Below are 19,743 nucleotides of genomic sequence, written 5' to 3'. Positions count from 1 at the left end.
GGAGGTGTCGTCGCCGGAGGCGCCGACAGTAGTGCGGCCCGCCCGGGTGCGCCCGCTGCGAGGTGACGGCCCGTGACCGACCCGCCACGGGATCTTTGTACGACGCGAGGGTGGGTCCGGCTGCCCCCGGCCGGGCGCCCGCTTCTGCGAGGAGGTACGCCCGTGTTCGTTCCGGGTTCCGGCAGCGTGGTCGTCGCCGTCGCGCTGCTCGTCGTCGTCGCCGCCCTGGTCAGTCCCGCGGGCCGCCGTGCCGCGGTGGCCGCGCTCGGCTCGGTCGGACGCTGGCCCGCGCTGATCCGCGCGGAGATGCGCGGTGACGCGCCGCTGTCCGACGCGCGTGCCGACACCGCCGACGACCGTCGCTTCGACACCACGCCCGAGATGCCGGCGGTGCGTGCCGAACCGCTGCCGCCGACGTCGACGTTCCCGCAGGTGAGACACCCGGGGCGGTGATCATCGCCCGTCGTGGGAGACGGGGCTGACGCCGGAGGCCCCGGACGCGGTAAATTTTCTTTTACCAGCGGGAACCCCCGGCGCTCCCTCGGCGTTGCACACGTGTGAGGGCCTGCCAGAGGTGGGCCCCGCACACGTCCGTCGAGGAGGATCCAGGTGCGCTCCACGAGCAACCCGGCGTTCCGCAACCTGCCCACACAGCAGCAGGGCGGCTACGCCACGTTCGACCGCTCGGGTGGCGGCATGATGGGCGGGGGCGCCGCGATGGCCGGCTCCCAGTCGTCCTACGTCGACCCGACCCAGGCCACGCAGGACACGGGCCGGCCGATCACGGTCGACGACGTCGTCCAGAAGACCGCCATCAGCGCTGCCCTGGCTCTGGTCGCGGGCACCCTGACCGTGCTGTCGGGTCTCTACATCCTGGCGCTGCCCGCGTTCATCGTCGGGCTCGTCGTGTCCCTGATCGTCATCTTCAGGCAGAAGCCCAGCGCCGTCCTGACGCTGCTCTACTCCGGCTCGATGGGTGTCGCGCTCGGCGGCATCACCGGGTTCATGCAGATGGACCCGAACCTCCGGGGCATCGGCGTCCAGGCCGTGATCGGCACCGCCGGTGTGTTCTTCGGGATGCTGGTCGTCTACAAGACCGGTGCCGTCCGGGTCACCCCGCGGTTCACCAAGTGGATGATGGGCGCCCTGATCGGCGTCGTCGTCCTGATGCTGGCGAACCTGGTCGCGAGCTTCTTCACCGAGGGTGGCTTCGGCCTCCGTGACGGCGGCCCGCTGGCCATCCTGTTCAGCATCGTCGTGATCGGCGTGGCGGCGTTCAGCCTGCTGCTCGACTTCGACGCCGCGGACAACGCGGTCAAGGCCGGTGTTCCGGCGAAGTACTCCTGGTACCTCGCGTTCGGGCTCATGACCACCATCGTCTGGCTCTACATCGAGATCCTGCGCCTGCTGAGCTACCTGCGCCAGGACTGACCGGTCACCCACGACCCGGCCCGTGAGGGCCGGGTGCGGCCGGAATCGCCCCCTCCGGTCGCGCGCGCCGCGGACACCTCAGGTGTCCGCGGCGTCGTCGTGTCCGGGGGTGGCCCGGCGGAGCCGGGAGTCGTAGCGTCGGTGACGTGCCCGGGAACGACCCGGTCGTCACCGGGATCGCCATCCTCCTGGGGATCGCGTTCGGGCCCGCGGTGCTGGTGGGGCTGCTGGTGCGCCTGCCCCGCCTGGTGCGCTGGGTCGCCGCGCGACACCGCCGCCCGGCTCCGCCGCGCCCGATCGGGCCGCCGCTGGAACGGCTCGTCGCCGACCTGCGCCGCCTCGACCGGCTGCGCCGCGGGCCGCAGCCGGCCACCCGCGTCCGGCGCCTGGCGCTGCTGGCCGCCTACGACGACGTCCTGCTCGACGTCTGTCGGGCCGTCGGCGTCGAGGACCCGCCGCTGCGCGCCCACGTCGAGGCGGGCGGGACCCAGGGCGCGCTCGACGCGGACCGGGAGTTCGCCCGGCTGCGGACCGAGGCCGAGATCGAGGCCACCGGCGTGCGCATCGACCCGCCCGGCCACGCCGCCTGACCCCGTGACGCCGACGGGCCGGCCCGCGCGAGGCGGACCGGCCCGTTCGTGGGACGCCGTGGGGTCAGGCGAGGTTCTCGATCACCAGCGCCATGCCCTGGCCGCCGCCGACGCACATCGTCTCGAGCCCGTAGCGGCCGCCGGTGCTGCGCAGGCCGTTCATCAGGGTCGTCGTGATGCGGGCGCCGGTCATGCCGAACGGGTGGCCCAGCGCGATCGCGCCGCCGTGCACGTTCAGCTTGGCCTCGTCGATGCCCAGGTCGCGGGCGCTGGGCAGCACCTGCGCGGCGAAGGCCTCGTTGATCTCGACCAGGTCGATGTCGTCGATGGTGAGCCCGGCGCGGCGCAGCGCCTGCTGGGAGGCCTCGACCGGGCCGTAGCCCATGATCTCCGGCGACAGCCCGGTGACACCGGTCGAGACGACCCGGGCCAGCGGCGTGACGCCGAGCTGCTCGGCCTTCGTGTCGGACATGATCACCAGGGCGGCGGCGCCGTCGTTGAGCGGGCACGCGTTGCCGGCGGTGATCCGGCCGTCCGGGCGGAAGACCGGCTTGAGCTGCGAGATCTTGTCGTAGGTGGTGCCGGGGCGGGGACCGTCGTCGGTGTCGACGACCGTGCCGTCGGGCAGCGTCACCGGGGTGATCTCACGCGCGAAGAAGCCGTCGGCGATGGCCTTCTCCGCACGGTTCTGCGACTGCACCGCGAAGCGGTCCATGTCCTCGCGGGACACGTCCTTGTACCGCGCCAGGTTCTCCGCGGTCTGCCCCATGGAGATGTAGGCGTCCGGCAGGAGACTCTGGTCGCGCGGGTCGGTCCAGCTCTCGGCGCCCTTCTCCGCGGTCTCGGCGGTGCGGGCCTCGGCGTCGGCGAACAGCGGGTTGTGCGTGTCCGGCCAGGAGTCCGACGTGCCGCGGGAGAAGCGGGAGACGGTCTCGACACCGGCGGAGACGAACACGTCGCCCTCGCCGGCCTTGATCGCGTGCAGCGCCATCCGGGTGGTCTGCAGCGACGACGAGCAGTACCGGGTGATAGTGGTGCCGGGCAGCGAGTCGTGGCCGAGCTGGATCGCGACGATCCGGGCCAGGTTGTTGCCCTGCTCCCCACCGGGCAGGCCGCAGCCGAGCATCAGGTCGTCGATCTCGGCCGGGTCCAGCTGCGGGACCTGGCCCAGGGCGGCGCGGACCATCTGCACGGTCAGGTCGTCCGGGCGCATCCCGGCCAGGGAGCCCTTGTTGGCGCGGCCGATCGGGGACCGGGCCGCGGCGACGATCACGGCTTCGGGCATGGGACGTCCTCCTCCATCGCAGGTACCTCTCGATCAGACCCTACTCGTCGGTAACCGATGATCGGGAGACGGCGTGACGAAACCGTCAGGGGTCCGCGGCATGCTCTGGCCCATGACGTCGTGGGGAGACTTCCGGCGGGCCGAGCCCGCGTTCGCCGACCTGTCCGAGCGGATCCTGCGGCGGGGGATCGCGCTCGTGATCGCGACGCTGCGCGCCGACGGGGCACCGCGCGTCTCCGGGATCGAGGTGGTGCTGGACGACGCCGGCGGTGACACCGAGCTCTCCTTCGGGTCGATGCCGGGCGCCCGGAAGGGCTCCGACCTGCGGCGGGACCCGCGGTTCGCGCTGCACGCCGCACCGGCCGACCAGTCCGGAGGGGACCTCGGGGACGGCGACCTGAAGGTGTCGGGCCGGGCCGTGCTGCAGGGCCCGCTGTCCGGGCCGGTCACCGGGGACGCGTTCCGCGTCGATCTCACCGAGGTCGTCTGGACCGGGCTCAACGACGAGCGGAACCGTCTCGTGGTCCGCTGGTGGACCCCCGGTGGCGGGATGCACGAGGTCTCGCGCGAGTGAGCGGTGCGAGGATGCGTGCATGCGCTACGTCGAGCACGTCGTCGACCTGGTCGGGAATACTCCCCTCGTCCGGCTGGGAGCGACGGCCCAGGGCATCGCCCCGCCGGTCCTGGCCAAGGTCGAGTACCTGAACCCCGGTGGATCGGTGAAGGACCGCATCGCCCTGCGGATGGTCGAGGCCGCCGAGGCCTCCGGTGAGCTGCGCCCGGGCGGCACGATCGTCGAGCCGACCTCGGGCAACACCGGGGTCGGGCTGGCGATGGTCGCCCAGCGCAAGGGCTACCAGTGCGTGTTCGTGTGCCCGGACAAGGTCGGCGAGGACAAGCGCAACGTCCTCAAGGCCTACGGCGCCGAGGTCGTGGTGTGCCCGACGGCGGTCGACCCCGAGCACCCCGACTCCTACTACCAGACCTCCGACCGGCTGGTCCGCGAGATCGAGGGCGCCTGGAAGCCCAACCAGTACGCGAACCCGGCCAACCCCGAGTCGCACTACCACTCGACCGGCCCGGAGATCTGGCAGCAGACCGAGGGCCGGATCACCCACTTCGTGGCGGGGATCGGCACCGGCGGCACCATCTCGGGCATCGGGCGGTACCTCAAGGAGCAGTCGGACGGCGCCGTGCGGATCATCGGCGCCGACCCGGAGGGCTCGGTCTACTCCGGCGGCACCGGGCGTCCCTACCTGGTCGAGGGCGTCGGCGAGGACTTCTGGCCGACCACCTACGACCGCGACATCTGCGACGAGATCGTCGCCGTCTCCGACGCCGACTCCTTCGAGATGACCCGCCGCCTCGCCCGCGAGGAGGCGCTGCTCGTCGGCGGTTCCTGTGGGATGGCGACCGTCGCCGCCCTGCGGGTGGCCGCGACGCTGCCCGCGGACGCGGTGGTCGTCGTGCTGCTGCCCGACGGTGGCCGCGGCTACCTCGGCAAGGTCTTCAACGACCGCTGGATGGCCAGCTACGGCTTCCTCCCGCCGTCGCAGGGCGCGACCATCGGCGACGTGCTGCGGCGCAAGGACGGCGCGCTGCCCGCGCTGGTGCACGCCCACCCCAACGAGACCGTCGCCGACGCCGCGCTCTACCTGCGCGAGTTCGGTGTCTCCCAGATGCCGGTCGTCAAGGCGGAGCCGCCGGTCATGGCGGCCGAGGTCGCCGGGTCGGTCAGCGAGCGCGACCTGCTCGACGCGCTGTTCACCGGCCGGGCCAAGCTCTCGGACCGGCTCGAGGACCACATGTCCGAGCCGCTGCCGACCCTCGGCGCCGGCGAGTCGGTGCAGGACGCGATGAAGGCCTTCGCCAAGGCCGACGCCGCGCTGGTGCTGGAGGACGGCAAGCCCGCGGGCGTCGTCACCCGGTCCGACGTGATCGCCTTCCTCGGCGGCAACGCCTGACCCGGCCCGCATGGACGCCGGGAGTAGCCTCGGCGTCCATGCAGGGCTTCTCCACACGCGCGATCCACGCCGGCCAGGTCCCGGACCCGACGACCGGCGCGGTCACGACGTCGATCCACACCAGCTCGACCTACGCCCAGGACGGCGTCGGCGGGACCCGCGGGGGGTACGAGTACTCCCGCAGCGCCAACCCGACCCGGACCGTGCTGCAGGACCAGCTCGCCGCCCTGGAGGGCGGCCGGCACGCGCACGCGTTCGGCTCCGGGATGGGGGCGACGGACACGCTGCTGCGGATCCTGCTCAAGCCCGGTGACCACCTGGTCATCCCGCACGACGCCTACGGCGGCACGTTCCGGCTGGTGGACAAGGTGCTGTCCGGATTCGGTGTCGAGCACACCCCGGTCGACCTCGCCGACCACGACGCCCTGCGCGCGGCGCTGCGGCCCACGACCAGGGTCGTGTGGTGCGAGACCCCGACCAACCCGCTGCTCGGCATCGCCGACATCGCGGCGCTGGCCGGGGTGGCGCACTCCGCGGGCGCGCGGCTCGTCGTCGACAACACCTTCGCCTCGCCCTACCTGCAGACGCCGCTGGCGCTGGGCGCCGACGTCGTCGTGCACTCCACGACCAAGTACGTCGGCGGCCACTCCGACGTCGTCGGCGGTGCACTGGTCACCGACGACGACGCCCTGTCCGAGCAGATCGCCTTCGTCCAGAACTCCACCGGTTCGGTGCCCGGCCCGTTCGACGCGTGGCTGACCCTGCGCGGCGCGAAGACCCTCGCGGTGCGCATGGAGCGCCACTGCGACAACGCCGAGCGCGTCGCCGAGATGCTCTCCGCGCACCCCGCGGTGGCCTCGGTGCTCTACCCGGGCCTGCCCGGGCACCCCGGCCACGAGGTCGCGGCCAAGCAGATGCGCCGGTTCGGCGGGATGGTGTCGTTCCTCGCCGCGGGCGGGCGCGACGCGGCGCTGCGGATCTGTGCGGGCACCCGGCTGTTCACCCTCGCCGAGTCCCTCGGCGGAGTCGAGTCGCTGATCGAGCACCCGGGCGAGATGACCCACGCCTCGACCGCGGGGTCGATGCTCGAGGTGCCGGACTCGCTGGTCCGGCTGTCGGTCGGCATCGAGGACGCCGACGACCTGCTCGACGACCTGCGGGCCGCGCTCGACGCGGTCCGGTAGCGCCGCCGGGCGGGCTCAGCTGCGCGACTGCTCCGGCGACGGCGCGGGGGGCTGGACCACCGGCGGCGGCGGGATGACCAGGTCACCCGGGTCCACGCAGCCGCCGACCAGCGACCACGTGCCGTCGCCGCGGGCCTCGTAGCGGCCCGGGTCGGCGCAGCCCGCGTCGTGCACGGTCGCCACCGCGAGCGCGGCCAGACCGGCGGCCAGCAGCAGCGGTGCCGTCGTGCGCAGACGCGTCATTCGCGAGTCCCTCCCGACACCGGGCGCGCAGGAGACGTCACGCCCGGTGAGACACCGGCGAGGTTACCCGGGGCGGTGCGAGACTGCCGGGATGGCCGCCCCCGTCATCCCCCCGGTCACCGCCGACGACGTGCTCTCCGCCCGCGAACTGCTCTCCGGCGTCGTGCGCACCACGCCCGTCGCCGGTGCCCGCGCCCTGTCCGACCTGACCGGCTCCCGGGTCGTTCTGAAGTGCGAGAACCTGCAGCGCACGGGCTCGTTCAAGATCCGCGGTGCCTACACCCGCATCGCACGCCTCTCCGACGACGAACGTGCAGGCGGCGTCGTCGCGGCGTCGGCGGGCAACCACGCCCAGGGCGTCGCGCTCGCCGCACGGCTGCTGGGCGTGCGCGCCACCGTGTACATGCCCGAGCGGGCGGCCCTGCCCAAGGTCGACGCGACCCGCGGCTACGGCGCCGAGGTCGTGCTCACCGGCCGCACCGTCGACGAGGCCGTCACAGCCGCCACCGCGGCCGCCGAACGGTCGGGTGCGGTGTTCGTGCACCCCTTCGACCACCCCGACATCATCGCCGGCCAGGGCACCGTCGGCTGCGAGATCCTCGACCAGGTCCCCGACGCCGGCACCGTGCTGATCTCCGCGGGCGGCGGTGGGCTGCTCGGCGGGACCGCCGCGGTCCTGCGCGCCGCCCGCCCGGACGTCCGGATCGTCGGGGTGCAGGCCGCGGGTGCCGCGGCCTGGCCGTCGTCGCTGGCGGCCGGCGAGCCGATGCCGGTCGGCGGGATGCGCACGATGGCCGACGGGATCGCCGTCGGACGCCCGGGCGACGTGACGTTCGCCCAGGTCAGCAGCCTGATCGACGAGATGGTCACGGTGTCGGAGGACGCGTTGTCCGCGGCGCTGCTGCACTGCCTGGAGCGGGCGAAGATGCTCGTCGAGCCGGCCGGCGCCGCGTCCGTCGCCGCGCTGATGGAGCAGCCCGACCGCTGGCCGGGGCCGGTCGTGTGCGTGCTGTCCGGCGGCAACGTCGACCCGCTCGTGCTGCTGCAGGTCATCCGGCACGGGCTGGTCGCCTCGTCCCGCTACCTCACGCTGCACCTGAGGATGCCCGACCGCCCCGGCGCGCTCGCCGAGCTCCTGGCCCGGGTCGGTCGGCTCGGGGCCAACGTCACCGACGTCGCGCACTCGCGGATCAGCGGCGCGCTCGCGGTGGGGGAGGTCGACGTCGAGCTCAGCGTGGAGACGCGGGGGCCCGAGCACCGCGACGCCATCGTCGCCGACCTGCGCGAGGCCGGGCACGCCGTCGCCACGCCCTGACCCGCCCCGGTCCGCTCCGACCGGCTCCGACACGCTCGACCGGCCCCGACACGCGAACGGGCCCGGCCGACCGGCCGGGCCCGTTCCGCGGGTGGTCGTGGGTCAGCCGGTGAAGGCCTCCACCGACACCAGCGTCACCTTCATGGTTCCGCCGTCGGGCAGCTGGTACTCGCGGGTGTCACCCGGCTTCGCGCCGAGCAGCGCCGCGCCGAGCGGGGAGTTCGGGGAGATGACCTGCAGGTCGCCGTGGCTGCCCTCCTCGCGGGAGCCGAGCAGGACCTTCTCGGTCTCGTCGTCGTCCTCGTAGCGGATCTCGAGGACGGTGCCGGGGGAGGCCTCGTCGGAGCTGGACGGCGCGGTGCCGACCTGGGCGGTGCGCAGCAGCTCCTGCAGCTGACGGATCCGGGCCTCCTGCTGGCCCTGCTCCTCGCGCGCCGCGTGGTAGCCGCCGTTCTCCTTCAGGTCGCCCTCCTCGCGGCGGGCGTTGATCTCCGCGGCGATGACGGGCCGGTTCTCGATCAACCCGTCCAGCTCGGCCTTCAGCCGGTCGTAGGCGTCCTGGGTCAGCCAGGTGGCCTGGGTGTCCGTCACCGTCATCAACTCCTCCAGGAAAACAGGACGTGTCGCCGCCGGGACGCCTGGCGCCCGGCGGGCACACGGGGGTGGCGGCTCCGAGCGGCACGCCCCGAGTAAGGAAAAACACGACCCGCCTGCGGGTCGTGTGGGGCTCACCTTACCACGGAGCGTGCCGCTCATCGCAGCCTTTCGGTGAACGGGCGCGTGTACCGGATAGTTCCCTGCCGAGGAATATTCGCAGGTAACGGGGTTGTCGGCGGCCGCACAGCCGCCCCGGTCGCGTCGGCGTCAACCGTCCGTCGCAGACGGGTGCCCCGGCGGGAACAGATGGTGCGGGTGACGGCGTTGCCGATGCCGGAGCCCGTGCTCGGCGCGGTTCCTGTCGGTCCCCTCTGCCAGGATCGTCCCTGAGCACGACCTCGCCGCCCGCCGCCGGCAGACCACCGGCGCGGGACCCGAGTCCGGTGACCGTGGAGGAACCCGCCCCGATGGCTACGCAGTACACCCCGTCCGCCCCGCGCCCGGTCCAGCCGCCGGCGCCCGGCGAGCGTCCCCGGTTGATGACGGTGCACGCCCACCCCGACGACGAGTCGTCGAAGGGCGCGGCGACCACCGCCCGGTACGCCGACGAGGGTCACGAGGTCATGGTCGTGACCTGCACCGGCGGTGAGCGGGGCAGCATCCTGAACCCCGCGATGGACCGGCCGGACGTCCTGGAGAACATGACCGCGGTCCGCAACGCCGAGATGGCGCGCGCCGCCGAGATCCTCGGCGTGCAGCACGTCTGGCTGGGCTTCGTCGACTCCGGCCTGCCCGAGGGCGACCCGAAGCCCCCGCTGCCCGAGGGCTGCTTCGCCCTGGGTGACGTCGAGGAGCAGACCGCGGCCCTGGTGAAGGTCATCCGCGAGTTCCGCCCGCACGTGATCGTCACCTACGACGAGAACGGCGGTTACCCGCACCCGGACCACATCCGCACCCACGTCATCTCGATGGCGGCCTGGGAGGCCGCGGGCGACCCGGCACGCTTCCCGGAGGCGGGGGCTCCGTGGCAGCCGATGAAGCTCTACTACGGCCACGGCTTCTCGAAGGCCCGGCTGGAGGCCTTCCACAACGCGATCGTCGAGTCCGGCCAGGAGTCGCCGTACGCGGAGTGGCTGGAGAACTGGAAGAGCGACCGGCCCGACCCCGGCACCCGGGTGACCACCAAGGTCCCGTGCTCGGACTGGTTCGGCCGGCGCGACGACGCGCTGCGCGCACACGCCACCCAGATCGACCCGGACAGCAGGTTCTTCTTCACCCCGCTCGAGGTGCAGGCCCGGGTGTGGCCCACCGAGGACTACGAGCTGGTCCAGTCCCTGGTCGACACCGAGGTCCCGGAGGACGACCTGTTCGCCGGCATCCCCGTCGAGGTCGGCGGGGAGCGCCGTCGCGCCGGATGAGGGCGCGCGGGCTCCGCGGGTAGCCTGGTCACCGGCCCGTCCCGCAGCTGCGGGGTGGTGCCGGTGATCCGGGAACCGGAGTACGGAGGCGCGTGGCGGTGCAGGTCGAGAACGTGACGGCTGTGGTGAATCAGGTCGTGACGGGGCTGCTCGTCCCGATGCAGGACCGGCCCCCGCCCCCCGGGCAGCTGCCCGAGTTCGGCAACGCGGCCCCCGCCGGCCTGGCGATCGTGCTGCTCCTGCTCCTCGCGACGGTCTTCCTCATCCGCAACATGAGCAAGCGGATCACCCGGCTCCCGGAGTCCTTCGACGGAGAGGACACCGCGACGGGCGGATCCGACCCGGCCGGCACCGCATCCGGGACCGCGACCGACCGCGGCGAGCCGGGACCGGCCCGCTCCTGAGCCGCCGACCCGCGCAGGCGCCGGGTCAGCGCAGCAGGACCAGCCAGATCGCGACGTGGTGGCAGGCCCAGGCCAGCACCGTCGCGGCGTGGAAGAACTCGTGGTAGCCGAACGTCGCGGGCCACGGGTCGGGCCGCCGTAGCGCGTACATGACCGCGCCGACGGTGTAGAGGGCCCCGCCCGCGAGCAGCAGCACGAGCGCGGCCACGCCACCGCCGGCCAGCAGCCCGGGCAGCACGAACACCGCGACCCAGCCGAGCGCGACGTAGATCGGCACCCCGACCCAGGCCGGCGCGGTCGGCCAGGCGAGCTTGAGCGCGACCCCGGCGAGCGCCCCGCCCCAGACGACGGCGAGCACCCAGGTGGCGGTCACCGCGGGGAGCGCCAGCACCGAGACCGGCGTGTAGGTGCCCGCGATGAACAGGAAGATCATCGAGTGGTCGAGGCGCTTCATCAGCCGTCGCCGGGCCGGGTCGACCCAGGTGTGCCGGTGGTACAGCGCGCTGATCCCGAACAGGCCGAACGTGGTCAGCGTGTAGACGGCCGTGGCCGCGGCCGCGGAGGCCCCGACGAGCGCCCCCGCGACACTGATGAGCGCGGCGCACGCGAAGACGGAACCGACGAGGCTCCACAGGTGCAGCCAGCCCCGCAGACGGGGCTTGAGCGGTGCGGACGGGGCGATGCTCACGCACCCCGACGTTACGGGTCGCGACGGCGGGGGTCCCGTCCGGCGGACGAACGCCACACCCGGGACTAGGCTCCCTGTACGTGGCCCTCCGAGACCTGCTCTACACGGTGTACGAGCGCAGGATCCTGCGTCAGATCGCGGGGGCCGAGCAGCCCAGGCACGTGGCGCTCATCCTCGACGGCAACCGCCGCTGGGCGCGGGAGGCGGGTCTGGCCGACCCCGCGGAGGGGCACCGTGCCGGCGCCGCGAAGATCGCCGAGATGCTCGGCTGGTGCTCCGAGGCCGGCGTCGAGGTCGTCACGGTGTTCCTGCTGTCCACCGACAACCTGGACACCCGCTCCCCGGAGGAGCTCAAGGACCTCCTGGAGATCATCGCCGGGGTCGTCGACGACCTCTCCGGCCCGGACACCCCGTGGCGGCTGCGAGTCGTCGGCGCGATGGAGTTGCTGCCGAGCAGCCTGGCCGACCGGCTGACCGCGGCGGTCGCCCGTACCAGCGACCGCGGGGGCATCCAGCTGAACGTCGCCGTCGGCTACGGCGGCCGCCAGGAGATCGCCGACGCCGTCCGCAAGATGCTGCTGACCCAGGCGGAGGCGGGACGGACGATCGAGGAGCTCGCGGAGTCGCTCGACGTCGACCACATCGCGGAGCACCTCTACACCTCCGGACAGCCCGACCCGGACCTCGTCATCCGGACCAGCGGTGAGCAACGACTGTCGGGGTTCCTGCTGTGGCAGTCGGCCCATTCGGAGTTCTGGTTCTGCGAGGCCTACTGGCCCGAGTTCCGCCGCGTCGATTTCCTGCGGGCACTGCGCGACTTCGGCGCACGGCACCGACGTTTCGGCGGATGAATTCAGATCGACCGTAACCTCCGGACGACTCGCTCGTTATAGTTGTCCCGGAAACGGGGATCACGATCCCCGGAAACGGGAAAGGCCCCGGGAGCGGACTCCCGGGGCCTTCCGCGCGTCGGTGATGCGAGATCTTACTTGCCACCGCCGTGGTGCTTGCCACCGTCGATGTCGACCTTGTCGCCGTTGTCGGCGGCGTTGGTGCAGTCGACGCTGTTGTCCGACTTGACGCCCGACTTGTTGTACGCCTCGCTGAACAGACCGCCCAGGGCACCCTGGACCAGGCTGTTGCCGTTGAGGGCGGTCCCGCAGGCCTGCGGCGAGACGTTGATGTTGTTGTTGGACAGGTTCACCAGGCCGGCGCTGTTCTTCTGCGCGACGCCCTCGGAGTCCTCGACGGTCGAGGCCTTGGCCTTGTTGCCGCTGAAGTAGCTCTCGTGGGACTTGGTGTTACCGCTGTCCTTGATGTGGGTGTCGCCACCGTGCTCACCCGCGAACGCGAGCGGGCTCAGCGCGACGAGCGACGCGGCGCCGGCCGCGGCAACGATTCCAGCCTTCTTCAGCACAGTCCGTCTCCTGTTAGTCGGAGAGCGCGCCCGACCAAGGTGCGCGACTCTCAGTACCTGTCGACGCTCGAACCGGGGAGCCCGCATCGACTGCGTGTCAATCTAACGGACGCTTTCGCGCTCGACAATCTGACCCTGCGTAATTCTTCGACGGAGTCGACGAATCATTCGTGTACCTGGGGATTCGTCGCCGCACTCGCAGCGCGGTCGGCGTGGCGTGCGGGCGTGTCGGCACTGCGGCGGACGGGGCAGTGCGGTGGGAGCCGTCCGGGGGAGGCGTACGGACAGTGCCGACGGCACCGGGATCCGGCTGTGCGGCCCGCCGCGCGGGTGGGCATCGCCTTCACGAGTTCGGCGCCGGCCGCGACGGTCGAGCCGGGTGGGTCTCGGAGGTGGGCCGTGCCGGAGGAGGGCTCAGGTCGGCGGGCGAACCCGGGGGGTGCCGCATGAGTCGAACCGGTGCGGGCGACCCGGTTCGGCTCCCGGCCCGGCCGCATGATCACCGGTTGTGGAGTCAGGCGTCCGCCACGCGGACGTTCCGCTCCACAACCGGTGATCATGGCGGCGTCGGGCGTCCGGCATCTCGCGCGAGGTCGTGAGCGCCGGACGTGGCGCGCACGGGCCGGGACGGCGGCGGTCGAGGCGGGGGCGGTCGACGCGAGGACTGTCGGGCGGCCGGGGCGGCCGCGACCGAGGCGGCCGGGGCGCCGGGGGTGACCGGGCGCGAGGCTGCTGGGACGTCGGGCGACCGGATCTGCCGCGACCGAGGGCCGCCGGGCGGCTGAGCGGCAGTCGCGTGCCGGGGGCGCCGGGAAGTCGGGCGGCCTCACGGCCGCCGGTGCGAAGGAGGTCGGGCGGCAGGAGGGTCGCCGGGCCGCGGGTGTCGCCGCCGGGTGCGAGGGGAGGCAGGCTTCGTGTACGGAGCGTGGTCAGGAAGCCGAGGAATCGGAGTGGCGCCCGGAGGTGTCGACACGACGGGGTGAGCACGACCGTCGGTCCCTGGAAAACGATGACCCGGCGGAATCCCGGTCACCCGGGAGTGGGCACGGACCGGAACGCAAGAATGCCCCGGAGCAGAAGCTCCGGGGCATTCTCAGATCTGCGAGGAGATCAGCCGATCGAGTCGCCGGCGCCGGCCTCCTGGCCGCAGTTGTCCGACTGGTCGGTCGTCGAGTCGCCCGACTTGGCCTGGGCCTTGCCCAGGATGCCCAGGGCGCCGGTGACGCCGTTGAGGGCGGAGGCGTCCTCGACCGGGACCTGCACGCCCAGCACGTTGACCGGGACGTTGTTGTTGCAGGCCTGGATCGGCACGTTGACGTTGTTGCCGTTCAGGCCGGCGATGAGGCCCTTGGCGTCCTTGTCGATGACGTTCTCGGCACCGTGGTGGTGGCCGCCCTTGTGGCCGTGGTCGCCGTCCTTGTCGCCGGCGAAGGCGAGCGGGGACAGGGCGAGCAGGGACGCGGCGGAGGCCGCAACCACGATTCCAGCCTTCTTCAGCACAGTTTTCTCCTGTTGAGTCTCGAGTCCGCCCGAAGCCGGTCTCACGCGTGCCGGCACGCTGACGAGGGGGAGCCCGTACCGACTGCGAGAAAAGCTACCGCTGTTATTCCTGCGAAACAAATCTCGTGACCCTATCGAGGTACACTTTCACTGACGGTTCCGATACTCCCCAAATAGGTTGTTCCGGTCCCGTGCGACCGAGCCGTCGCCGACCCGAACCGTGCACTCTGCGTGGCCGGGTACGTCCGAACGGATGCGTCACCGGCGGCCCTCGCCGTCGTTCCGCTCCGGGCCCGCCTACGCTCCGGGGATGGACCTGCTGCACGCGACGGCGGAGCTCGCGTCGCGGGTGGACCGGCTGCGGCCGGGTGTGCTGGACGGGCCGCCGCCGTACCCGTCGATCGCCCGGCGGGTGGCCGCGGAGCCGGTCGGGGACCCGGCGGCGCTGGTCGTCACGGCCGGGCGGCTGCGTGCGCAGGTCGCGGCGGCGGGACTCCCGGACGGTCGTCGCCGGTACCTGGACGCGCTCCTGGTCGCGCTGCGCTGCCGGGCCCGGCTACTCGCCGGTGAGGACGTCGGCTACGTCGAGCAGGTCCGCGACCTGTTCGGAGTGCTCCCGCGCCGCAGCGAGCCGGACGAGCTGCACGAGGCGCACCGCAGGCTGGCGGCGGTGCTGCCCGGGCGCGGTCCGCTGGCCGCCCGGATGCGGGACCACCGGGCCGCCGACGTCGTCCCGGCGGAACGGCTGGCCGCTGCGGTCACCGCCGTCGTCGCCGAGCTGCGCCGCCGCACCCACGACACGCTGGGGCTCCCGGACGGCGAGCACGCCGACGTCGACCTCGTCGGCGCCCGGCCCTGGACGGCGTTCACCCGCTACCGCGGCGGCCTGCGCAGCCGGATCTCGGTCGCGACGACCGGTCGGGTGCGGGCCGGCTCGCTGCTGCCGCTGCTCGCCCACGAGGTCTATCCCGGTCACCACCTGCAGTACTGCCGGGCAGAGGTCGCGTCGGCGCGGTACCCGGAGCTGGCGCTGCGGCTAGTCCACAGCCCGCAGGGGCTGGTCGCGGAGGGGGCGGCGGAGGCCGCCGTCGCCGTGGTGCCCGGCCCCGGCTGGGGCGCGGTCGCCGAACGCGTCCTCGCGGGCGCGGGCGTGCGCCTCGACGGCCCGGCGGCCGAGCGGATCGAACGGGAGCTGGACCTGCTGGGCCGGGTCCGGCTCGACGCCGCCCTCATGCGGCACGTCGACGGCGCCGGCCCCGACGCGGTGCTCGCCCACCTCGCACGCTGGCTGCTGGTCGACGACGACCGGGCGCGGCGCATGCTCGACTTCCTCGACCATCCCCAGTGGCGCACCTACCCGGTCACCTACGCCGAGGGCGGCCCGCTCGTGCGCGCCCGGCTCGCCAGCGCCCCGGAGGGCCCCGCCGCCGCGCTGGCGACGCTGCTCGACACCCCGGTCCTGCCGTCGGATCTGGTCACCGACGGTGGCGCCGCGCACGGTCCGGAACGCGGTGGACCGACCGCCGCCGCGGTCGGGGTACTCCGTCCGCCGCACCTCGGCTGAGCCGAACGGCCCGCCACCGAACGAGGTGCCGTTACCCGATCCGACGTCGGACGGTACCGATCACACGATGAACGGCACGTTACGACTGTTCCATCAGGGGTCAACGTAGCGATCGGACGGAGAGTTGCTATTGACCGCACGAGGGTGACCACTAGTAGCGTCCATGACGACGGGCTGTACCCGATGCGGCCCGTTCGGGAGGCCCTGGAGTGGTGTCACACGCACCCGAGAGGGCCGGCACCCGGCCCTTGCGGGCGTGCCGGCCGGAGGACCGCCATGGTCCCTCCGCGTCGTCGCGGCCCGCACCGGGGCCGGCCGGCCCGACGCAGAGCAGGCGCGGTGCCGCGCCTGCGAGGGAGCACCCGTGACCGATCGTCGTCCCGCCCTCACCGACCCGACCTCCGCACCCCAGGGGTCCGTCGGGGACGCACCGGCAGGTACCACCCGCTGCTATGTGCTCGACACGTCCGTGCTGCTGTCCGACCCCTGGTCGCTGCAGCGCTTCGACGAGCACCAGGTCGTCCTGCCGCTCGTCGTCATCAGTGAGCTGGAGGCCAAGCGTCACCACCCCGAGCTGGGCTGGTTCGCCCGGACCGCGCTGCGCCAGCTCGACGAGCTGCGCGTCAAGCACGGCCGTCTCGACGCCCCCGTGCCGATCGGCGAGTCCGGCGGCACGTTGCACGTCGAGCTGAACCACTCCGACCCCACGGTCCTGCCGGCCGGGTTCCGCACCGACTCGAACGACTCGCGGATCCTGGCCTGTGCGCTGAACCTCAAGGCGGACCCGGCAGCGCCGGCGGACGTCACGCTGGTCACCAAGGACATGCCGTTGCGGGTCAAGGCCGCCGCGGTCGGTCTGGACGCCGACGAGTACCACGGCCAGGACGTGCTGTTCTCGGGCTGGACCGGCATGACCGACCTGGAGGTGACCCCCGAGGACGTCGACGCGTTGTTCCGCGACGGCGTCATCGACCACGACGAGGCCCGCGACCTGCCCTGCAACACGGGGTTGCGGCTCGTGGGGGCGTCGAACGCGCTCGGGCGGGTCACCGCGGACAAGCGGGTCAAGTTGGTGCGCGGGGACCGGGAGGCGTTCGGGCTGCACGGCCGTTCCGCCGAGCAGCGGATCGCACTGGACCTCCTGCTGGACAACGAGGTCGGGATCGTCTCCCTCGGCGGCCGCGCCGGGACGGGCAAGTCGGCGCTCGCGCTGTGCGCCGGCCTGGAGGCGGTGCTGGAACGACGCCAGCACCGCAAGATCGTCGTCTTCCGGCCGCTCTACGCCGTCGGCGGGCAGGACCTCGGCTACCTGCCCGGCAGCGAGGTCGAGAAGATGCAGCCTTGGGCGCAGGCCGTCTTCGACACCCTGGGCGCGATGGTCAGCCAGGACGTCATCGACGAGGTCATCGCCCGCGGGCTGCTGGAGGTCCTGCCGCTGACCCACATCCGCGGCCGGTCGCTGCACGACACCTTCGTGATCGTCGACGAGGCGCAGTCGCTGGAGCGCAACGTGCTCCTCACCGTGCTGTCCCGGCTCGGGACGGCGTCGCGCGTCGTGCTCACCCACGACGTCGCGCAGCGGGACAACCTGCGCGTCGGGCGGCACGACGGTGTCAACGCCGTCATCGAGAAGCTCAAGGGCCACCCGCTGTTCGCGCACGTCACGCTGACCCGCAGCGAGCGCTCGCCGATCGCCGCGCTGGTCACGGAGATGCTGGAGGGACCGAACTCCTGAGGTGCCGGGCCCGGCCCCCGTCCGCAGCCGCGGACGGGGGCCGTGTGCTCAGTCGAACAGGTCCGGGTCGGTACGGACGACCTCGTCCCACAGCGGCTGGTAGGAGAACCAGCCGGCGTAGGGGGTACCGGTCTGCTCGGCGGTGAACCGCGCGTTGGCGTGGTCGACGAGCGTCGGCGTCCCCGCGGCCTCGGCGAGCAGCTGCGCCTGGCAGTTGCGCTCGGTCGAGATGAACCACCAGGCGGCCTCGGCGACGGTCTCGCCGACGGAGAAGATCCCGTGGTTCTGGTGGAACACCATCTTCCGGCCGGTCAGTCCGCGGGCCAGCGCCCGGCCCGCCTCCGGGTCGAGCACGACCGCGCCCGCCCCCTCGTGGACGACGCCGTGGTTCTCGTAGAGGGCGCAGGCGTCCTGGGTGATGGGGTCCAGCGGGCGGCCCAGCGACGACCACGCCTTGCCGTACACCGAGTGGGCGTGGGCGGCCGCGACGACGTGCGGGTGCTCGGCGTGCACGGCCGAGTGGATGACGAACCCGGCCTGGTTCACCGGGCGGTTCCCGTGCCGGACCGTGCCGTGGTGGTCGACCATGATCAGGTCCGAGACCCGGATGTGCCGGAAGCTCATGCCGAACGGGTTGACCCAGAACATCTCCGGGTCCTCCGGGTCGCGCACCGTGATGTGCCCGGCGACGCCCTCCCCGAAGCCGAACCGGCCGAAGATCCGGAACGCGCCGGCGAGCTGCTGCTTGCGGTGCAGCCGCTCCTCGGCCGAGGTGGCGAACGTCGGTGGCGTGGGCAGACCGCCGGTACCACCGCCGCCGAGAGCGGCGGTACCGGAGCTGCTGGTGGTGGTGTCCTGCGTGGGGGCGGCCATGACCCGACCGTGCGCCGGATCACGCCCCGGGTCAAGCGGTGGGTCAGAGGCCGTGCGGGGTGCCCTCGGTGAACCCCGCGGTGGTCTGCACCCCGACGACGGACCGCTCGTGCAGCTCGTCGACCGAGCGCGCGCCGGCGTAGGTGCACGCGGAGCGGACGCCCGAGCAGATCTCGTCGAGCACGTCCTCCACGCCCGGCCGGTCCGGGTCCAGCCGCTGGCGCGAGGACGAGATGCCCTCCTCGAACAGCGACTTGCGGGCCCGGTCGAACGCGTTGTCCCCGCGGGTACGGGCGCCGACCGCGCGCTTGGACGCCATCCCGAACGACTCCTTGTACGCGCGGCCGTGCTCGTCGCGCAGCAGGTCGCCGGGGGACTCGTAGGTGCCCGCCAGCCAGGAGCCGATCATCACCGAGGCCGCGCCCGCGGCGAGGGCGAGGGCCACGTCGCGCGGGTGGCGCACCCCGCCGTCGGCCCAGACGACGGCGCCGCGCTCGCGGGCCGCGGCGGCGCACTCGGCGACCGCGGAGAACTGCGGGCGCCCGACGCCGGTCATCATCCGGGTCGTGCACATGGCGCCGGGGCCGACGCCGACCTTGACGATGTCGGCGCCCGCGTCGACCAGATCGGCGACGCCCTCGGCGGTGACCACGTTGCCGGCGGCGACCGGGACCGCGGCTCCGGCCTGGTCGACCACACGGCGGACCGCGCCGAGCGCGTCGAGCATCTTCTCCTGGTGGCCGTGCGCGGTGTCGACGACGAGCACGTCCACACCGGCGTCGAGCAGGGCCTTCGCCTTCACCGCGACGTCGCCGTTGATACCGATCGCGGCCGCGGTGCGCAGCCGGCCCGCGCCGTCGAGGGCGGGGGAGTAGATCCCGGCCCGGATCGCGCCGAGCGGGGTGAGCAGGCCCGCGAGGCGGCCGTCGCCGTCGAGGCCGAGCGCCACCGCCTTCCGGCCGGCGTCGAGCTGCTCGAACACCTCGCGCGGCTCGGTGCCCAGCGGCAGCGCCAGCGGGTCCGGATCGAGGACTTCGGCGAGCCGGGTGAAGCGGTCCACCCCCGCGCAGTGCGCCTCGGACACGGTCCCGACCGGGCGGCCGCCGTCGTCGACGACCACGACGGCGTCGTGGGCCCGCTTGGGCAGCAGGTTCAGCGCGTCGGCCACCGCGTCGGAGGTACGCAGCACCAGCGGGGTGTCCCACACCGGGTGCCGGGACTTGATCCAGGACACGATCCCGGCGACGGCGTCGGTCGCCACGTCCTGCGGCAGCACCGTCAGCGCGCCACGGCGGGCGAGGGTCTCGGCCATCCGGCGGCCGGCGACGGCGGTCATGTTCGCCGCGACGACCGGCACCGTGGCCCCGGAGCGGTCCGGGGCGGTGAGGTCCACGTCGAACCGGGACGTCACCGTGGAACGGCGCGGGACGAGGAAGACGTCGTCGTAGGTGAGGTCGTGCTCGGGCCGGCGGTCGTCGAGGAAGCGCACGGTATCGGGACTGTACGCCCCCGGCCGCCTCGTCACGTGCCCGTCA

Annotated in this window: 20 protein-coding genes; 12 read left to right on the top strand and 8 right to left on the bottom strand. The window is 73.1% G+C overall.

Going from position 1 to position 19,743, the window contains the following annotated elements; translation table 11 throughout:
- Positions 1-162 precede the first annotated feature (162 nt).
- The 3 genes from AC0GKK_RS10940 to AC0GKK_RS10930 all read left to right on the top strand — a co-directional run bounded on the left by AC0GKK_RS10940 (position 163) and on the right by AC0GKK_RS10930 (position 2,021).
- A complete protein-coding gene (locus AC0GKK_RS10940; RefSeq protein WP_489883734.1) occupies positions 163-453 on the top strand; it encodes a hypothetical protein in 291 nt (96 codons plus the stop codon).
- Between the two features lie 156 nt (positions 454-609).
- Entirely contained in the window at positions 610-1,431 is an 822-nt protein-coding gene (locus tag AC0GKK_RS10935) for a Bax inhibitor-1/YccA family protein (protein ID WP_489883733.1), read from the top strand.
- Between the two features lie 146 nt (positions 1,432-1,577).
- Entirely contained in the window at positions 1,578-2,021 is a 444-nt protein-coding gene (locus AC0GKK_RS10930) for a hypothetical protein (protein WP_226367218.1), read from the top strand.
- A gap of 64 nt (positions 2,022-2,085) precedes the next feature.
- On the opposite strand, the gene AC0GKK_RS10925 is transcribed toward AC0GKK_RS10930, so the two are convergent.
- On the bottom strand, positions 2,086-3,306 hold the full coding sequence (locus AC0GKK_RS10925) for an acetyl-CoA C-acetyltransferase (protein WP_208818817.1): 1,221 nt from the start codon (positions 3,304-3,306) through the stop codon (positions 2,086-2,088).
- Between the two features lie 112 nt (positions 3,307-3,418).
- On the opposite strand from AC0GKK_RS10925, the gene AC0GKK_RS10920 reads away from it, so the two are divergent.
- Genes AC0GKK_RS10920 through AC0GKK_RS10910 form a run of 3 tightly spaced genes read left to right on the top strand, consistent with a single transcriptional unit; the run spans position 3,419 to position 6,454 of the window.
- Positions 3,419-3,880 carry a pyridoxamine 5'-phosphate oxidase family protein gene (locus AC0GKK_RS10920; protein WP_489883732.1) on the top strand — a complete coding sequence of 154 codons (462 nt, stop codon included), beginning with the start codon at positions 3,419-3,421 and terminating at the stop codon, positions 3,878-3,880.
- 19 nt (positions 3,881-3,899) lie between these two features.
- Positions 3,900-5,270, top strand: coding sequence for a cystathionine beta-synthase (locus tag AC0GKK_RS10915; RefSeq protein ID WP_489883731.1), 1,371 nt, complete (start codon positions 3,900-3,902; stop codon positions 5,268-5,270).
- A 38-nt stretch (positions 5,271-5,308) separates the two neighbouring features.
- Positions 5,309-6,454 carry a cystathionine gamma-synthase gene (locus tag AC0GKK_RS10910; protein ID WP_251785810.1) on the top strand — a complete coding sequence of 382 codons (1,146 nt, stop codon included), beginning with the start codon at positions 5,309-5,311 and terminating at the stop codon, positions 6,452-6,454.
- Positions 6,455-6,469: 15 nt separating this feature from the next.
- On the opposite strand, the gene AC0GKK_RS10905 is transcribed toward AC0GKK_RS10910, so the two are convergent.
- Entirely contained in the window at positions 6,470-6,697 is a 228-nt protein-coding gene (locus tag AC0GKK_RS10905) for a hypothetical protein (RefSeq protein ID WP_073577681.1), read from the bottom strand.
- Between the two features lie 91 nt (positions 6,698-6,788).
- On the opposite strand from AC0GKK_RS10905, the gene ilvA reads away from it, so the two are divergent.
- Positions 6,789-8,012, top strand: a complete 1,224-nt coding sequence (gene ilvA / locus AC0GKK_RS10900; RefSeq protein WP_346108033.1) for a threonine ammonia-lyase — start codon at positions 6,789-6,791, stop codon at positions 8,010-8,012.
- Positions 8,013-8,114: 102 nt separating this feature from the next.
- Here the strand turns inward: ilvA and greA are convergent, their stop codons facing one another.
- Entirely contained in the window at positions 8,115-8,603 is a 489-nt protein-coding gene (gene greA, locus AC0GKK_RS10895) for a transcription elongation factor GreA (protein WP_174525543.1), read from the bottom strand.
- A 473-nt stretch (positions 8,604-9,076) separates the two neighbouring features.
- Here greA and mca point away from each other — a divergent pair, with 473 nt between their 5' ends.
- Both mca and AC0GKK_RS10885 read left to right on the top strand, forming a co-directional pair.
- Positions 9,077-10,027 carry a mycothiol conjugate amidase Mca gene (mca, locus tag AC0GKK_RS10890; protein ID WP_405419297.1) on the top strand — a complete coding sequence of 317 codons (951 nt, stop codon included), beginning with the start codon at positions 9,077-9,079 and terminating at the stop codon, positions 10,025-10,027.
- A 92-nt stretch (positions 10,028-10,119) separates the two neighbouring features.
- Positions 10,120-10,431 carry a hypothetical protein gene (locus AC0GKK_RS10885; protein WP_476653861.1) on the top strand — a complete coding sequence of 104 codons (312 nt, stop codon included), beginning with the start codon at positions 10,120-10,122 and terminating at the stop codon, positions 10,429-10,431.
- 25 nt (positions 10,432-10,456) lie between these two features.
- Here the strand turns inward: AC0GKK_RS10885 and trhA are convergent, their stop codons facing one another.
- The gene (trhA, locus tag AC0GKK_RS10880) at positions 10,457-11,119 is read right to left on the bottom strand and encodes a PAQR family membrane homeostasis protein TrhA (RefSeq protein WP_405419293.1); all 663 of its coding nucleotides are present in this window, start codon (positions 11,117-11,119) and stop codon (positions 10,457-10,459) included.
- A gap of 80 nt (positions 11,120-11,199) precedes the next feature.
- Here trhA and AC0GKK_RS10875 point away from each other — a divergent pair, with 80 nt between their 5' ends.
- Entirely contained in the window at positions 11,200-11,970 is a 771-nt protein-coding gene (locus AC0GKK_RS10875) for an isoprenyl transferase (RefSeq protein ID WP_208818822.1), read from the top strand.
- A gap of 134 nt (positions 11,971-12,104) precedes the next feature.
- Here AC0GKK_RS10875 and AC0GKK_RS10870 read toward each other — a convergent pair whose 3' ends face one another.
- Both AC0GKK_RS10870 and AC0GKK_RS10865 read right to left on the bottom strand, forming a co-directional pair.
- The gene (locus AC0GKK_RS10870; RefSeq protein ID WP_062400354.1) at positions 12,105-12,536 is read right to left on the bottom strand and encodes a hypothetical protein; all 432 of its coding nucleotides are present in this window, start codon (positions 12,534-12,536) and stop codon (positions 12,105-12,107) included.
- Between the two features lie 1,110 nt (positions 12,537-13,646).
- Positions 13,647-14,036, bottom strand: coding sequence for a hypothetical protein (locus tag AC0GKK_RS10865; RefSeq protein WP_208818823.1), 390 nt, complete (start codon positions 14,034-14,036; stop codon positions 13,647-13,649).
- A gap of 310 nt (positions 14,037-14,346) precedes the next feature.
- On the opposite strand from AC0GKK_RS10865, the gene AC0GKK_RS10860 reads away from it, so the two are divergent.
- Together AC0GKK_RS10860 and phoH2 are read left to right on the top strand one after the other, a co-directional pair.
- Positions 14,347-15,600 (top strand): DUF885 domain-containing protein, encoded by a 1,254-nt coding sequence (locus AC0GKK_RS10860; RefSeq protein ID WP_476653863.1) that lies wholly within the window; start codon positions 14,347-14,349, stop codon positions 15,598-15,600.
- A gap of 454 nt (positions 15,601-16,054) precedes the next feature.
- Positions 16,055-17,335, top strand: a complete 1,281-nt coding sequence (phoH2, locus tag AC0GKK_RS10855) for an RNA 5'-3' helicase PhoH2 (protein WP_062400360.1) — start codon at positions 16,055-16,057, stop codon at positions 17,333-17,335.
- A gap of 48 nt (positions 17,336-17,383) precedes the next feature.
- Here the strand turns inward: phoH2 and AC0GKK_RS10850 are convergent, their stop codons facing one another.
- Positions 17,384-18,208 (bottom strand): class II aldolase/adducin family protein, encoded by an 825-nt coding sequence (locus AC0GKK_RS10850; RefSeq protein ID WP_208818825.1) that lies wholly within the window; start codon positions 18,206-18,208, stop codon positions 17,384-17,386.
- Positions 18,209-18,251: 43 nt separating this feature from the next.
- The gene (locus AC0GKK_RS10845; RefSeq protein ID WP_208818826.1) at positions 18,252-19,697 is read right to left on the bottom strand and encodes a GuaB1 family IMP dehydrogenase-related protein; all 1,446 of its coding nucleotides are present in this window, start codon (positions 19,695-19,697) and stop codon (positions 18,252-18,254) included.
- Positions 19,698-19,743: the final 46 nt, after the last annotated feature.

Source organism: Pseudonocardia sp. P-1 (genome assembly GCF_058111925.1).
Note: the sequence above shows the minus strand (reverse complement) of the source record. Positions and strands in the feature narration are given on the sequence as shown.

Excerpts from the sequence above, each read along its gene's own strand:
- ilvA (WP_346108033.1), top strand. The coding sequence starts at position 6,789 with ATGGCCGCCCCCGTCATCCCCCCGGTCACCGCCGACGACGTGCTCTCC.
- AC0GKK_RS10920 (WP_489883732.1), top strand. The coding sequence starts at position 3,419 with ATGACGTCGTGGGGAGACTTCCGGCGGGCCGAGCCCGCGTTCGCCGAC.
- AC0GKK_RS10905 (WP_073577681.1), bottom strand. The coding sequence starts at position 6,697 with ATGACGCGTCTGCGCACGACGGCACCGCTGCTGCTGGCCGCCGGTCTG.
- AC0GKK_RS10850 (WP_208818825.1), bottom strand. The coding sequence starts at position 18,208 with ATGGCCGCCCCCACGCAGGACACCACCACCAGCAGCTCCGGTACCGCC.
- mca (WP_405419297.1), top strand. The coding sequence starts at position 9,077 with ATGGCTACGCAGTACACCCCGTCCGCCCCGCGCCCGGTCCAGCCGCCG.
- AC0GKK_RS10910 (WP_251785810.1), top strand. The coding sequence starts at position 5,309 with ATGCAGGGCTTCTCCACACGCGCGATCCACGCCGGCCAGGTCCCGGAC.
- AC0GKK_RS10925 (WP_208818817.1), bottom strand. The coding sequence starts at position 3,306 with ATGCCCGAAGCCGTGATCGTCGCCGCGGCCCGGTCCCCGATCGGCCGC.
- AC0GKK_RS10860 (WP_476653863.1), top strand. The coding sequence starts at position 14,347 with ATGGACCTGCTGCACGCGACGGCGGAGCTCGCGTCGCGGGTGGACCGG.
- AC0GKK_RS10915 (WP_489883731.1), top strand. The coding sequence starts at position 3,900 with ATGCGCTACGTCGAGCACGTCGTCGACCTGGTCGGGAATACTCCCCTC.